The following is a 15,022-nucleotide window of genomic DNA, read 5'->3' as shown; positions in this document are numbered from 1 at the left end:
AGTTTTATATTTACACCCTTATGGAGATTGATTGTTTACCTTTTTACAGAACCGGCTATTTTTCAGAATTTATTTGCGATTATCTTGCTGAAGAACCGCAGGTACGTAACTTTTATAACCGGTTTCCAAACCTTAAGAATTTTGAAGCTCAAATAGCCGAAAAGGCTACAAGTTTCCCTGATGCAAACAGAGAAGTTCTTTATGAAGCATTACAGAAACAATACAAGGGTTTTAATGTTACTAATGAAACTCAGACGCACCTTAGAAAACTGAAAGAGCCAATTACGTTTACCGTAGTAACGGGGCATCAACTGAATCTTTTTACGGGTCCACTTTACTTTTTATATAAGATAGTTTCCACTATCAATCTTACTAAAGAACTTAAAAAGGCACATCCAAAATACAATTTTGTACCCATATATTGGATGGCTACTGAGGATCATGATTTTGAGGAAATCAACTACTTTAATTTTAGAGGTAAAAAACTAAAGTGGAACAGAACGGCATCTGGTGCCGTAGGTCATTTAGATACAAAAGGTCTGGATGAGATTTTCGAGGCATTTTCAAATCAAATTGGAAACAGCACAAACGCCATTGCTCTAAAAGAGCTATTTAAGAAAGCATATTTAGAGCATACTAATTTAGCAGATGCTACACGTTATTTGGCAAATGAAATTTTTGGTAAGGAAGGATTGGTTATTGTTGATGGAGACGATAGGAATTTGAAAACCCTTTTAGTTCCTTATGCTCAGAAGGATATTTTTGACCAACTAGCATATCAAAAAGTTTCTGAAACCATAGCAGAATTCGAAGCTTTGGATCAGAAATATAATGTTCAGGTAAACCCACGTGAAATCAATTATTTTTACCTGAAAAATGGACTTCGCGAACGAATAGTGGAGCAAAATGGTACATACTTCATAAACGACACTGATATTCGTTTTACGAAAGAAGAACTACAAAAAGAATTAAAAGCATACCCAGAACGGTTTTCTCCCAACGTAATCGCGAGACCTTTATATCAAGAAATTATTTTGCCTAACCTGTGTTACATAGGTGGAGGTGGAGAAATAGCATATTGGTTAGAGCTTAAAACTATGTTTGAGGCTATGCAAGTGCCTTTTCCTGTTTTGTTGCTTAGAAATTCTGCATTGGTGGTGACTGAAAAGCAAACGGAAAAGTTGGGTAAAATGAACCTTTCTGTAGAAGATCTCTTTTTAAAACAAAGTAGTTTCATTAATAAAAAGATAAGAGAGATATCTAATATTGATATTGACTTTACAGCTCAAAAACAGCAGTTAGAAGAGCAGTTCAAAACCATGTATGAATTAGCAGAACAGACTGATGCTTCTTTCTTAGGAGCTGTTAAGGCACAAGAGGTAAAGCAAATGAAAGGTCTAGATAATCTAGAAAAAAGACTGCTACAGGCTCAAAAACGCAAACTGAAAGACCATGTGTTACGCATGACCGAAATTCAGAACGAACTTTTTCCAAACAAATCACTGCAAGAGCGTAACGTAAACTTCTCGGAACTATATTTAGAGTTAGGAGAAGATTTGGTGCCAATGCTTTTAGATACTTTAAAACCGTTACAGCAAGAATTCACAATTGTAAGAATGTAGTAGTGGGCTTTTAAGGAGCTAAAAATTCACCTTCCCAAGATGTATTGACTTTAGTGAAAAGTACCCTGATATGGTTGGGGCGCTTCAATTTAAGGTACTCAATACTGATGGGTTCAATTTGTATGGCGCAGAAATGATGGTCTCCATTTAAATATTCCAAAGCATCAGGATTTTTCATAGTACTTCCGGGTGCTATATGAGTGGTATAATCTTTTTTATTGCCGTCCGGCACGGCACTCCAATATTCTTCTAATACTTCAGGATCTGTAATTACGGACGCTTTACCTTTTATGGTAATCTGCAAAAGATTTTCAGGATGATAGAATAGTAGGCTAATAGCTCCAGTTTTATTTAATTCCTGAACTTTTTGTGAACGCTCATCTGTATAAAACACCAGACTTAAATTATCATTAAAGTGTCTAAACACTACAGTACGTTGGCTTGGCGCACCTGATTGATCTATAGTAGCTAGTGTAAAAAACCGGAACGGATGCCCTCTTTCAGTTATTCCTTTCTTTATTTCGGCTAGGGTTTCATCCCAAAAAGTAGAAGTCATTTGTGTGCTTTTTAATAAAAGTAGAAAAAACTTTTAAAAAGGGGTAGGGTATTTGGCAAGTAGAGTGTTATTAGTAAAAATGTTATGAAAAAGTTTTTTTCTTAAACGATTTCATGTGTTTAGGTTGGTTTTTTTGATTTTGATGAAAAGTCCGGGTTTGGTATCCCGGACTTTTACTTTTTTAAGATTTTTATTTTAATTCATATTCAATTACCTTTTCGGTAAGCTGATAGCCCGCAAAAACACCAACACCATTTTCGCCTTCAATATTATTAGGTGCAATACTGTACTCCACAAATGGATTGCCATCATTATAATTGTTTAAATAGGTTGCGCGGCGGTTTAAATAAAGAGCTTCTTCAACATTTGCTACTTGTAAGGTTATTTTAGCGTTAGAGCTAGCCTCAGAATCTTGCGGAAAATATGAAAAAGTAGAATTTATACTTACAACTGCCCCGTCACCAATAACGTCAGTTAGGTAGCCATTTAGTCCAAAATCCATTGGAATAATATAAGGTCCATCCTCGTATTCTATTTCTGCCAAACCACTTATTAAGTAAAAATTCCTAGTTCCACTAATGTCTTGAAAAGCAACATCTAAATTGTAGTTTTGATAGTACTCGTCTTTTTCTCCCGCGATTATTTTTTCCGTAATGGTTTCTATTTTCTTTGGAATTATGCAAGAAGCGGTATATTCTTTATTGTTTGCGGAAACCCGTAAAAAATAAGTTGCACCTTCAATAATATCAAATTCAGATGCCAGACCTTGGTAATTTCTCCTTTCTGGGTTATAACTAAGCTGAATTACATTATTTTCTTCGTCACTAATGATAACCGTAGCATCTTTGATAATAAATTTTTCAATGGTAGCTCCTGTTTCGGTTTCGTATGAATAGTTGTATCTAGGTATAGGCGTGCCCACAGCAGGAACTACGGTTGAAACATGTATGGTAAGTACAGTGTCTGTGGGGGAAATATACCCAATTATATATGTACTATCTTCTACATTGATCAACTCATCTGCGTCAACAGGTTCTTGACATGCACTACAAATGATTGTGAGCAATAAAGTTATCTGAATATACTTGCTCATGCTCTAAAATTTAAAGGTGTAATTAATGGATGGTATTAACATAAGTACTGACGTTCGAATCAATTCCTTTTCTACTGGAGAATTTAAATCATCATGTTTATCTTCAACAGTGTATATAAACGGATTTTTTCGGGCGTAGCTATTATAGAGAGAGAATCCCCAAATACGTTCCCTATCCTTCTTTTTCTTTTTATGGAACTGTACGCCTAAATCTAGCCTATGACTTGTTTCTCCTCGAAAATTGTTCCGCTTTGTGGTAAAGTTTTCCATTCCAGTTTCATTATAAAAGATTTCATTATTGGCAATAGGAAAGTCCACAGGGTTGGCAACATGTTGCTGGTTAGGTAAGGTATAATTATTTCCGGTTGAAAATACCCAGGTCCCTGAAAGTGTTATTTTTTCATTCGGTTTATAAATACCCACTAATGATATATCATGTCTACGATCATAACGGTCATAGAATTTTTTACCTAAGTTCAGTTCATCAAATTGTCTTTCGGACCAAGCTAAGGTGTAACCCAGCCAACCTGTAAATGGCCCTGTCTGCTTCCTGAAGAGAATTTCCGCGCCATAGGCCCATCCTTGTCCAGAAGTAATATTATTTTCCCAATTGATGTTTTTGCCGCTTTCCAAGTTATCAATAGCTAAGAAAGAGGCACCTTCTTTGTAGGCGATAACATCATCTAAGGTCTTGTAGTAGCCTTCTAAGGTTACGGAATAGTCTTTATCAAAGAAGTCTTTGGCAATGCCCACTGCGAACTGCTGGGAGGTCTGGGGCTTTATATTATCTGTTGATGAAACCCATAAATCTGTTGGTAGACCAATACCAGAGCTAGATAACAGATGAATGTACTGGTTCATTCTAGAATACGAGGCTTTAAAAGCAAGGTCAGATTTCATGTTGTAAGATAGTGCTAACCTAGGTTCGGGATTTACGTAGTGCTTATCTTTATAATTGAAATAACTAAGCCTTAGACCTGGAGATAGGCTTAATTTATCGGTCAATTTCCAATCGTCCTCAGCATATACTGCACCTTCAAAAGAATTCAGTTCTTGTTCTTTATTTATATCTGGGTTAAATTCGTCTTTGAGCAACAAACGCTGTGGAGTAAAGTTATGACGGGTTGCATTGGCCCCAAATCTAATGGTGTGTTTACTGTTAGGGTAATAATCAAAATCGGTTTTCAAGGTATAATCGTTAATACCCGAGCTACTTTTAAACTGGAATTTTTCGTCCTCAAAACCCTCCTCAAAAAGAATTTTGAACTTATAATTACTAAAAATCAATGAGGTGTTAGAAAAAAGCTTGTTGTTAAACTGGTGATTCCAACGAAGGGTAGAAGTAATATTTCCCCATTGCAATCGTGATTTGTCCGTTTTTCCATCTATATAAACACTGTTATCATAGAATTTGTCCTGTCCAAAATAATTGCTCCAGTACAATTTGTCTTTTGGACTAAAAATATGATGAATTTTAAAATTGAAGTCAGTAAAGTAATACCCTGTTTTATTTCCTTTATCGCTATCTATAAATGGGCGTGCCATAATATCTGCGTAAGTACGGCGGCCACTGGCAATAAACGATGTTTTTCCTTTATTAATAGGCCCCTCAAGCAATGCAGATGATGATATAAGGCCAATATTTACCTTGCCAGAGAGCTTTTCTTTGTTCCCATCTTTCATGTCTAACTTAATAACAGAGGATAGCCGTCCTCCAAAACGAGCAGGGAAACCACCTTTGAAAGCTTCAACAGATTTTATAGCATCGCCATTAAAGACAGAGAAAAAGCCAAAAAGGTGGTTGGAGTTGTAAACAACAGCATCATCTAAGATAATTAGGTTTTGGTCAGGAGTACCTCCACGAACAAAAAAACCAGAACTACCTTCTGATCCACCTTGAATACCCGGCATGAGCTGCAAGGTCTTCATTACATCTTTTTCACCCAGTAATGCTGGGATGTCTTGAATGTCTGCAGGATTGATCTGCACTTTACTCATTTGAGTTACTTTGCTTTCTTTTATTCTTTCATCTGCAGTAACAATTACTTCTTCAAGATTTTGGGCGGAAGGTTTCAACGCTATAGAAAGAATCTTGTCTTCCAATAAATTTAGTTGTCGCTTTTCGTTTCCATAACCAATGTATGATATGACCACTTCATGATTTCCCTCGGGAAGGGTTAAAGAGAAAAATCCATAGTCATTAGTTGTTGTTCCTAATTTTAATTCGGGTACATAAACAGAAACTCCCAAGAGATTTTCACCACTTCCACTTTCAGTAATATACCCACTAATGGTATGTTTTTTTTCGGCTTGATCGGGAGGAAGATAGTTGTCTTCTGAAAAGAGAAGGGTCCGTAAATTTTTGTGAATTCCTTTTTCAATCCCGCAAGGGAGTCGATTCATTTTTGCATGACCTTGTTGAAAAAGGACAAGAAAAAATGAAGTACAGCAGATAGCTTTTTTCAAGATATGTTCGTTTTTTGATTGATGAGAACACTGCTTTTATACATTGATGAAATGTTGGTATAGCAGTAAATTCTTACGCAAGAAAGTCATAATCTTTAGAGCATGCTGTTAACGAAAAGATAAATATAAAAGAGGGTAAAGTAAGTTGAAAATAAGATTTGAATTTTTGCCAGGCCGAAATCAACTTAAGCCTAATTTGATAATAAAATGAGTGAATTTTACTAAAATTAACATAATTTAACAGTTTGTAGGAAAACTATTAATAATTTAAAAACCAGTATATTAAATATAATTATATAAAGTTTTTAATCACATTTGACTAATTTTGGTAAAAGTGCTCCTATTTTGACTTATTCCTTGAAAATTTTCTGAAAAAATATGCAAATGTGGAGTCGTAATTCATTTTAGAGTTTATGAAAATATTGGCTATTTCATTTTTACGGAGTTGTGTTTTTAGCTGATTTGTAAGAATTTTAGTTTTCATTTTAGCTTGTTCTCTATCGTATTGGTTATCCTATTTTAGGTGATTGTTAAAAACCCGATTATAAATATGTGAAAAGAGTCTTTTCGGGCGAATGGAATTTGCTATTTTTGCCCATGCAAAACAACGTCCTTATACTAGATTTCGGTTCTCAGTACACGCAACTCATCGCTAGAAGGGTTAGAGAACTCAATATTTTCTGTGAAATAAAGCCATATAACAAGCCTCCGGAGGATTTATCGTCCTATAAAGCGGTAATCCTATCAGGTTCACCGTTCTCGGTACGTGCAGATGATGCACCTCATCCGGATCTATCTGAGATTAGAGGAAAGAAGCCTTTATTGGCCGTTTGTTATGGTGCTCAATACTTAGCTCATTTTGGAGGTGGTAATGTTGCGCCGTCAAATACAAGAGAATATGGTCGTGCAAATCTATCCTACATCAAGTCAGATGAAGCATTTTTTGAAGGTGTTTCAGAAGGTAGCCAAGTGTGGATGAGCCATAGTGATACCATTCAAAAACTTCCTGAAAATGGAGTGGTTTTGGCTAGTACACATGATGTTAAACACGCTGCGTATAGAATTGAGGACGAGAGTACTTATGCTATTCAATTTCATCCAGAAGTTTATCACTCTAAAGATGGCAAGAAAATACTAGAAAACTTCTTGGTAAACATAGCTGGGCTGGACCAATCTTGGACTCCGGACGCGTTTGTGGATTTGACCGTATCTGAATTGAAAGAAAAAATTGGTAACGATAAAGTAGTGTTAGGTTTATCCGGTGGAGTAGATTCTACCGTTGCTGCTGTGCTTCTGCATAAAGCTATTGGCAAGAACCTCTATTGTATTTTTGTTAATAACGGTCTGCTTAGGAAGAACGAGTTTCAAGATGTTCTGGATCAATATGAACACATGGGATTAAATGTAAAGGGTGTAGATGCTTCGGCACGCTTTTTGGATGCCCTTGCAGGAGAGAGTGACCCAGAAAGAAAACGTAAGATTATTGGTAATGCATTTATAGAAGTTTTTGATGATGAGGCGCATCTGGTACAGGATGTTAAGTGGCTGGCGCAGGGAACTATATATCCAGATGTGATAGAGTCGGTTTCTGCAACGGGCGGTCCTTCAGCAACTATAAAGAGTCATCATAACGTAGGGGGTTTACCAGATTTTATGAAATTAAAAATTGTGGAGCCTTTACGAATGTTATTTAAAGATGAGGTTCGCCGTGTAGGTAAGAGTATGGGTATAGATGAAGAGCGTTTAGGAAGGCATCCATTTCCGGGTCCTGGGCTAGCAATTCGTATTTTGGGTGACATTACGCCAGAAAAGGTGTCTATACTACAAGAGGTGGATCATATTTTTATACAAGGACTTCGTGATTGGGGTCTTTACGATAAGGTTTGGCAAGCCGGAGCCATGCTTCTACCAGTTAATAGTGTAGGGGTAATGGGAGACGAGCGGACTTATGAAAAATGTGTAGCTTTACGAGCTGTAGAGAGTACCGATGGTATGACGGCGGATTGGGTGAATTTACCTTATGAATTTTTACAAAAGACATCAAACGATATTATCAACAAAGTGCCAGGGGTCAATAGAGTCGTTTACGATATAAGTTCTAAGCCACCAGCAACCATTGAATGGGAATAAATATGAATCAGTTTTTTAAAGTTAGCCTAACGCTTTTATTGTTTGTTTTTGTTGGATGCAAAGTGTCCGCACAGAAGTTTACGACGCATGCAGTTAAGAAGGGTGAGACCCTAGAAAGTATAGCAAAACAGTATAGAGTAGATGCGCAAACTATACTTAAATTAAATAAGGAAGTAAAACGAGGTGATGAGCTGAGAGCTAATACTATATTGGTTATACCAAAGGATAGTAAAGCTAAGGCTGTAGCTGCACAATCCACTAGAAAAGTGGAAAGTACTACGGTTCAGAAAGAAGGAGAAGAAGAGCAAGAACAGCCTGTTGGTTTTACGTCTTACCGCGTAAAGAAAAAGGAAACTTTATATAGCATTGCTAAACGATTTCATATTAGCGAAGAGGCAATTAAAAAATACAATCCAGATTTGTACTCTTCTCAGCTGAAAAGAAAGATGACTTTAAAAATTCCAAAATACCGTAGGGTTAAGCCGGAAGAAGAAGTTGTAATAGATGAGAGTAATTTTGATACCTATAAAGTAGCTCCTAAAGAAACCAGATGGAGTATTGCTTACAAGTATGGCATTACCGTAGATAGCATGGTGGTTTTGAACCCTGAGCTTGCTGGGTCTAATGATTACTTAGCGGTGGGTCAAGAATTGAAGTTGCCAAAAATTGCAGGAAGTACTGTTGAAAACCAGCAAACGCAATTATATACTTCATATACGGTTCCTCCAAAAATGAATTTCTTTCAATTGGAGCAGAAGTTTGGCGTAAAGTCAGATGAGATTGTTCGTTTGAATCCTGAAATTACTGAAAGAGGTGGATTGAAAGAAGGTATGGTTATCCGCATTCCTGAGAAAAAAGCAAATAGCGGTGTAATCAACACGGACAATTATAACTTTTACGAAGTAAAACCAAAGCAAACGGAATTCTCACTTACCCGTAAATTTGGTGTTAGCTACAAAGAGCTTTTAGCATTGAATCCAGATTTGGCCCAAGGGTTGAAAGCAGGTATGATTCTAAAACTACCAAAAGACCAAGAGGGTAACTTTGAAGTTCGTAATTCACTGGTTTTGGATAAAATTAACCTTGTGGATAGCATTGATGTGCAGAACAGACCAAAGTTGATGTTTCTTTTGCCTTTTAGGTTAGATAAGTTAGACTTGAGTGATAAAGACCGTGTGGCTAATGTTATTGATAAAAGAAATAGTCTTAAGTATAGCTTAGGTCTTTATTCAGGAGCGTTGGTTGCTATAGATTCTATTGCAGACTTAGGAATTTCAGTAGATGTTAAGACTTTTGATAACGAACTGAACCTTGATAGGACTAAAGAAATCTTGCAGAAAGAGAACCTTTCTGATTATGGTGCAATCATTGGGCCGTTAGATTTACCTTCTATGAAGGAAACAGCTTTAAGAGCAAGTGGAAAGAAAGTATCTCTTGTGGCGCCTATTCCTGCTAAGAGCGATTTAAGTTTAGCTAATGTATTCTTTTCTTATACTTCTGATGAGGTGCTACGTGATCATATGATTGAGTATGTGCAAGGCAAGCGTAATGCTGAACAGCATGTAATTATAATTGCAGATGACAAGAACAAAAAGGTTAAGGAGCAATTATTGTTAGGTTTCCCTGGAGCTGATACTTTAAAAGTAACTCAGGAAGAGAAAAATATTGGTATTAACATTGAAAAGTTGACTGAACTTCTGTCGGAAGAATCTGATAACTGGGTGTTTGTAGAAACTGATAATTTCAAATTGGTGTCAAGTGTGAGTTCTATTTTGAACTCAATGAACACCAAAGATAGAAAGGTGCGCATGTTCACAACGAACAAGAACAATGCTTTTGACAATGAGGTAATCAGTAACTCACATTTATCAAACTTGCACTTTACATATCCTTCAGTATATAAAATAGGATCAAACGATTCTTTTTCTAAGCGTTACGAAAAACGATTTGGCAGTACGCCAGATAGGTATGCCGTGCGTGGTTTTGATCTTACTTTTGATATTTTGTTGAAGTTGGCTTATAAGAATAATATGGTTGAAGCCTCTAAGCTTATTGGTGAAACTGAATACTCCGGTAGTAAGTTTGACTATGAAAAGGAAGGTGCTTCGGGGTATTTTAATCAGTCATCATACATTCTAATGTTTGAAGACCTGCGTATTAAGCAAGCTGAGTAAGTTTAGAAATCACTGAAATTAATTTCTTTTTTATATGAGGTAGTACTAACTTAGGACTTGCGAATAGATTTATTAATTCTAAACCCTAAGTTAGTATGACATCAAAAGTAACCTACAACGGAGATTTAAGAACCACCTGCGAACATATGCGGTCTGGTGATACTTTTATTACAGATGCTCCTGTAGATAATAATGGGCTAGGGCAAGCCTTTTCGCCTACGGATACTGTGGCAACCGGATTGGGAAGTTGTATGATTACCATGATGGGAATTAAGGCCAAGGGGCTGGATTTGAAATTAGATGGCTCTACTGTTGAAATCAAAAAGCACATGGCTACTGAGCCAAGAAGAATATCTAAAATTGAAGCGAAACTGATTCTGCCTTCTATCGCTTCCGATAAGGAAAGGAAGATTTTAGAGAATACCGCTAACACGTGTCCTGTACTTTACAGCTTGCATCCAGATATAGAAAAAGTAATAACATTCCATTGGGAACTTTAAAATACGGTCTTTGTTTGCTTTGTCTTTGTGTGTTTGGAACTGTTTCTTCTCAAGAAGAGGAAACAATTATTTGGAGCGCAGATAGAAAGCTGCAATGGTCAGATTTTAAAGGAACTTACTTTAAAACCCATTGGGCCGCCGCTACAACCGCAAGTGGTGTTAGTTATTCATTCTCTTCTTTTAAGAAAGATGGTCAGACATACTTAGATTTTGTAGTGCAGAGTGAGTTTATCCCTGGGAAATCATGGTATCGTCCAGAAGTGTGCGATTCAGTCATTTTAAGCCATGAGCAATTACACTTTGATATATCCGAGATCTACGCTAGAAAAATGCGGGAGCGGCTCTCTGAGGCTCAATTTACGATGAATGCTAAGGCAGAAGTGAAAGTCATTTATAAGACTATTCTAAAAGAGTTGAATGATTTTCAAAATAAATACGATAGGGAAACCAATTTTTCTCAAGATTTGGAAAAGCAAATACTTTGGAACCGGCAGATTGAAACAGCCCTTAAATAATAAAAAGCCCTCTTAGAGTTCTACTCTAAGAGGGCTTTTTATTATTATTTTAGTTTCTTAAAACCTGAAAGAAGCACCTATAGTTAAAAAGGCAACCCCGTAACCAGCTTCTGCAAAACCGGCAATGTTATCCGTAAAGTACCAACGGCCACCAACGAAAGCGGTAGCACCTGGTCTGCTGTTTAAATCACTAAATTCATCTCCACCTAGAAGTCTAACAGAGGCCATAACTCCACCGTAAACGTCAAGATTGTCAACATCTAATCCAGTGTAATGGTAAGCTCCGCGAACACCTATGATTGTATATGACCAGCTGTAATCATTACCGAAAAAATCATTGTCATAACTGAATCTTTTATAACCAAGGTAACCTCCTAGGCTTACTACACCAGGACCAGGAACATCCCAAACACCTCTTTCGTAACTAGCACTGAAAACAGGACTTTGAGTAGATGTAGTGTATCCTCCATAATAACCTCCTAGACCAATACCGGCGTTAATGGCATTTGTGCCTACTTCAAACTCTTGGGCAGAAGCAAACTGTACTAAGAAAGCAAATGTTGCTAATAATGTAATTGTCTTTTTCATTTTAATAATGTTTAGTGTAAAGTCGTTATTTAGAAATAATGCTGGGGTAAAAATACACACATATTTTAAATAACATTCTTTCTGCTTCTCTTTTTTAGTTTGTTGTAAAATTGAATTTATGGCTTGGATGTATTTGGTATAGAGCTAGGTAAAGGAATTTTGATTAAAGTTTTTTTTAGTTGAAAGTTGTTTCCACAGTACAGTGCCGTTTATAGTCAAAAATGTATTCGTTTTATATTGATAACTGTCGATTTTGTTGGTCTGACCTCCTTTTTATCAAGATATATTTGGTAATCATAGTCTCAAACTATGAAGGTATTATGTGTTTGTATTGACGTGATTGGATAAATATGTAAAAGGTAAGGGAGATTGCGCATTTGTGAACAATGGTTCTCATATAGAGGTAGCGGTGCAGAGAAAAGAAGATTTTTTGAAAAAATTATTGGGGTAAAAAAAAACCTCCCCGAAGGGAGGTTAGTAAGTTTTAAATGTCACAAATGGTGATACCCTCTTTAAGGGCTGCAATTTTATCATCCCATGTAGGTATGAATTCTTGAGCAACGTAGCCAGTATAGCCAGTAGCTAGAATCGCCTTCATTATAGCAGGGTAAAAAAGCTCTTGTGTGTCATTAATTTCATTTCTACCAGGGTTTCCTCCTGTATGGTAATGACCAAAATATTGGTTGTAGTCTTGAATGTTGCGAATAATATCACCTTCCATAATTTGCATATGGTAAATGTCATAAAGCAATTTAAAGTTTTCGGAACCTATAGCTTTACAAAGTTCAACACCCCAAGGCGTGGTGTCACACATATAATCTGGGTGATTCACTTTAGAGTTTAAAAGTTCCATTTGTATAACAACACCGTGTTTTTCTGCAATCGGCATAATTTTTTTAAGTCCTTCTGCACAGTTTTTTAATCCTTCTGCATCGTCCATACCATTTCGGTTTCCGCTAAAACAGATAAGGTTGGTGTAACCAGCAGCAGCTACTTTTGGAATGTGTTGTGAATAATCTGCAATTAGTTCTTCATGTAGAGAAAGGTCGTTCCATCCTTTTTCAATTCCAAAACCGGCTCCCCAGCACATAGAGGAATGAATTCCATATTTTTTCATTAAAGGCCATTCTTCCGGACCTGTAAGATCCATAGCTTTGATACCAAGTTCGTTCAGGCTTTTTAAGAAATCTTCCAAAGGAATCTTTCCGTAACACCAACGGCAAACACTATGGTTAATATTTTCTTTTAATTTTACGCTTTCTGTATTAGAAGGTGCCATGGCATTCGTAGTTTTGCAGGCCACCAATCCAACCGATGCGGCGGCAGATGTACCGATAAATTTTCTTCGTTTCATAATTTTTTGGCTATTAGGCGGAAATAAAGATAAAATATTTAGATTTAATAATGAACATAGCTCCGGATAAACAAAAATTGATTGAATTGGCTCATTATAGAATGCCATTTGGAAAATATAAAGGCAAGTATTTGGTAAATCTTCCCGAGCCATATCTCATATGGTATCAACAGAAGGGTTTTCCTGATGGAAAATTAGGAATTCTCCTCAAATCCATGCTAGAAATTAAGATAAATGGGCTAGAGCCGTTAATTTATCGGATTCAAAAAGATTTTCCTAGGTAAAGCCTATGATTTCCAAGGGGGATTTATATCTTTGTGCCCCGTAACAAAGAACACCAATATGTCGCAGACAAAGTATATTTTCGTTACGGGAGGTGTTACTTCTTCTCTAGGGAAAGGCATTATAGCCGCATCACTCGCCAAATTGCTACAGGCACGTGGCTATAAGACAACGATTCAGAAATTAGACCCGTATATCAACGTGGATCCAGGTACGCTAAATCCGTATGAACATGGCGAATGCTATGTGACCGACGATGGAGCAGAGACCGATTTGGACCTTGGGCATTACGAACGTTTTTTGAACGTACGTACTTCTCAGGCCAACAACGTAACTACAGGACGTATTTATCAAAGCGTAATTGAAAAAGAACGCCGAGGGGAGTTTTTGGGCAAGACCGTTCAGGTAGTACCTCATATTACCAATGAAATTAAACGACGTGTTCAACTGTTGGGTAATAGTGGTGAGTATGATATTGTAATTACTGAAATAGGGGGTACGGTAGGTGATATCGAATCCTTACCTTATATAGAGGCCGTAAGGCAACTACTATGGGAGCTTGGTGATAATAACGGTATTGTTATTCATTTGACACTTGTACCTTATCTTTCTGCTGCAGGCGAATTGAAAACAAAACCAACGCAGCACTCCGTTAAAACTTTAATGGAAAGTGGTATCAAGGCAGATGTACTTGTTTGTCGTACGGAGCATGAAATTTCTGATGAGATAAAAGAAAAACTAGCGCTTTTCTGTAATGTAAGGCGTGAAGCAGTTATACAATCTATTGATGCTTCTACCATTTATGACGTTCCGTTGTTGATGCAAGAAGAAGGTTTAGATACTGTGGTGCTTAAAAAATTGGCATTGGCAGATGTTGTAGAACCAGACCTTACCCAATGGAAAGAGTTTTTGGACAAGCATAAGAATCCTAAGAACGAAATCAACATTGGCCTTATAGGTAAGTATGTTGAGCTTCAAGATTCATATAAGTCTATTTTAGAATCTTTTATTCACGCAGGTGCAGTTAATGAAGTTCGTGTAAACGTAAAATCTATTCACTCAGAACATTTACCTGGAAAAAGTCTTGATAAATTGTTGAAGGATTTAGATGGTATTCTTGTAGCGCCAGGTTTTGGTGAACGAGGTATAGAAGGTAAGATTAGAGCTGTGCAATATGCCCGCGAAAACAAAATTCCGTTTTTGGGTATTTGTTTGGGTATGCAAATGGCAGTAATTGAGTACTCACGTAATGTGTTGGGCTTAAAAGATGCCAACTCTATGGAAATGGATGAAAAGACGCCAAATCCTGTTATTAATTTAATGGAAGAGCAGAAAACCATTGTCAATAAAGGAGGTACCATGAGATTAGGAGCATGGGACTGTGAACTTCTAGATGGCAGTTTGGCAAAAGAAATCTATAAAGGTGCAGATAGTATATCTGAAAGACACCGTCACCGTTATGAATTTAATAGTGATTTTAAAGAGAAACTTGAAGCAAAAGGTCTTAAAGCAACGGGTATAAATAAAGAAACAGGTCTTGTTGAAATCGTTGAAATACCAGAGCATCCTTGGTTTATTGGTGTTCAATACCACCCAGAATACAAAAGTACGGTAGACAGTCCGCATCCGTTGTTTGTAGGGTTTGTTAAAGCAGCACTTAAACATAAAAAGCAATAAATTAATGCCATTCTGGCATAATCTGTACAATTGGACATATATTTGCTAATTGACTGAACCAAACC

At 36.7% G+C, this 15,022-nt stretch carries 12 protein-coding genes; 7 read left to right on the top strand and 5 right to left on the bottom strand.

The window, feature by feature from the left end; genetic code table 11:
* Positions 1-20 precede the first annotated feature (20 nt).
* Positions 21-1,622: a bacillithiol biosynthesis cysteine-adding enzyme BshC gene (gene bshC, locus HW347_RS10680; RefSeq protein ID WP_214611862.1), complete on the top strand. Its 1,602-nt coding sequence runs from the start codon at positions 21-23 to the stop codon at positions 1,620-1,622.
* A 10-nt stretch (positions 1,623-1,632) separates the two neighbouring features.
* Here the strand turns inward: bshC and HW347_RS10675 are convergent, their stop codons facing one another.
* The 3 genes from HW347_RS10675 to HW347_RS10665 all read right to left on the bottom strand — a co-directional run bounded on the left by HW347_RS10675 (position 1,633) and on the right by HW347_RS10665 (position 5,737).
* Positions 1,633-2,178 (bottom strand): pyridoxamine 5'-phosphate oxidase family protein, encoded by a 546-nt coding sequence (locus HW347_RS10675; RefSeq protein WP_214611861.1) that lies wholly within the window; start codon positions 2,176-2,178, stop codon positions 1,633-1,635.
* Between the two features lie 190 nt (positions 2,179-2,368).
* Positions 2,369-3,271, bottom strand: coding sequence for a DUF4249 domain-containing protein (locus HW347_RS10670; protein ID WP_214611860.1), 903 nt, complete (start codon positions 3,269-3,271; stop codon positions 2,369-2,371).
* Positions 3,272-3,274: 3 nt separating this feature from the next.
* Positions 3,275-5,737 carry a TonB-dependent receptor gene (locus HW347_RS10665; RefSeq protein WP_225901897.1) on the bottom strand — a complete coding sequence of 821 codons (2,463 nt, stop codon included), beginning with the start codon at positions 5,735-5,737 and terminating at the stop codon, positions 3,275-3,277.
* Between the two features lie 597 nt (positions 5,738-6,334).
* On the opposite strand from HW347_RS10665, the gene guaA reads away from it, so the two are divergent.
* The 4 genes from guaA to HW347_RS10645 all read left to right on the top strand — a co-directional run bounded on the left by guaA (position 6,335) and on the right by HW347_RS10645 (position 11,056).
* Positions 6,335-7,867, top strand: coding sequence for a glutamine-hydrolyzing GMP synthase (gene guaA / locus HW347_RS10660; RefSeq protein WP_214611859.1), 1,533 nt, complete (start codon positions 6,335-6,337; stop codon positions 7,865-7,867).
* A 2-nt stretch (positions 7,868-7,869) separates the two neighbouring features.
* Positions 7,870-10,041 carry a LysM peptidoglycan-binding domain-containing protein gene (locus HW347_RS10655; RefSeq protein ID WP_225901896.1) on the top strand — a complete coding sequence of 724 codons (2,172 nt, stop codon included), beginning with the start codon at positions 7,870-7,872 and terminating at the stop codon, positions 10,039-10,041.
* A gap of 95 nt (positions 10,042-10,136) precedes the next feature.
* Entirely contained in the window at positions 10,137-10,541 is a 405-nt protein-coding gene (locus HW347_RS10650; RefSeq protein ID WP_214611857.1) for an OsmC family protein, read from the top strand.
* Positions 10,529-11,056, top strand: coding sequence for a DUF922 domain-containing protein (locus HW347_RS10645; RefSeq protein WP_225901895.1), 528 nt, complete (start codon positions 10,529-10,531; stop codon positions 11,054-11,056). The genes HW347_RS10650 and HW347_RS10645 overlap by 13 nt, the downstream gene beginning before the upstream one ends.
* A 57-nt stretch (positions 11,057-11,113) precedes the next feature.
* Here HW347_RS10645 and HW347_RS10640 read toward each other — a convergent pair whose 3' ends face one another.
* Both HW347_RS10640 and HW347_RS10635 read right to left on the bottom strand, forming a co-directional pair.
* On the bottom strand, positions 11,114-11,644 hold the full coding sequence (locus tag HW347_RS10640) for a hypothetical protein (protein ID WP_214611856.1): 531 nt from the start codon (positions 11,642-11,644) through the stop codon (positions 11,114-11,116).
* Positions 11,645-12,128: 484 nt separating this feature from the next.
* Positions 12,129-12,998, bottom strand: coding sequence for a hydroxypyruvate isomerase family protein (locus HW347_RS10635; protein ID WP_214611855.1), 870 nt, complete (start codon positions 12,996-12,998; stop codon positions 12,129-12,131).
* Between the two features lie 50 nt (positions 12,999-13,048).
* Between HW347_RS10635 and HW347_RS10630 the strand changes: the two genes are divergently transcribed.
* Together HW347_RS10630 and HW347_RS10625 are read left to right on the top strand one after the other, a co-directional pair.
* A complete protein-coding gene (locus HW347_RS10630; protein ID WP_155597427.1) occupies positions 13,049-13,282 on the top strand; it encodes a DUF3820 family protein in 234 nt (77 codons plus the stop codon).
* 58 nt (positions 13,283-13,340) lie between these two features.
* Positions 13,341-14,957 carry a CTP synthase gene (locus HW347_RS10625; RefSeq protein WP_214611854.1) on the top strand — a complete coding sequence of 539 codons (1,617 nt, stop codon included), beginning with the start codon at positions 13,341-13,343 and terminating at the stop codon, positions 14,955-14,957.
* Positions 14,958-15,022 lie beyond the last annotated feature (65 nt).

The sequence above is a fragment of the Zobellia barbeyronii genome, assembly GCF_018603515.1.
Taxonomy (GTDB): Bacteria; Bacteroidota; Bacteroidia; order Flavobacteriales; family Flavobacteriaceae; genus Zobellia; species Zobellia barbeyronii.
The sequence above is the reverse complement of the archived record's forward strand: the minus strand, read 5'-3'. Positions and strand labels throughout refer to the sequence as shown.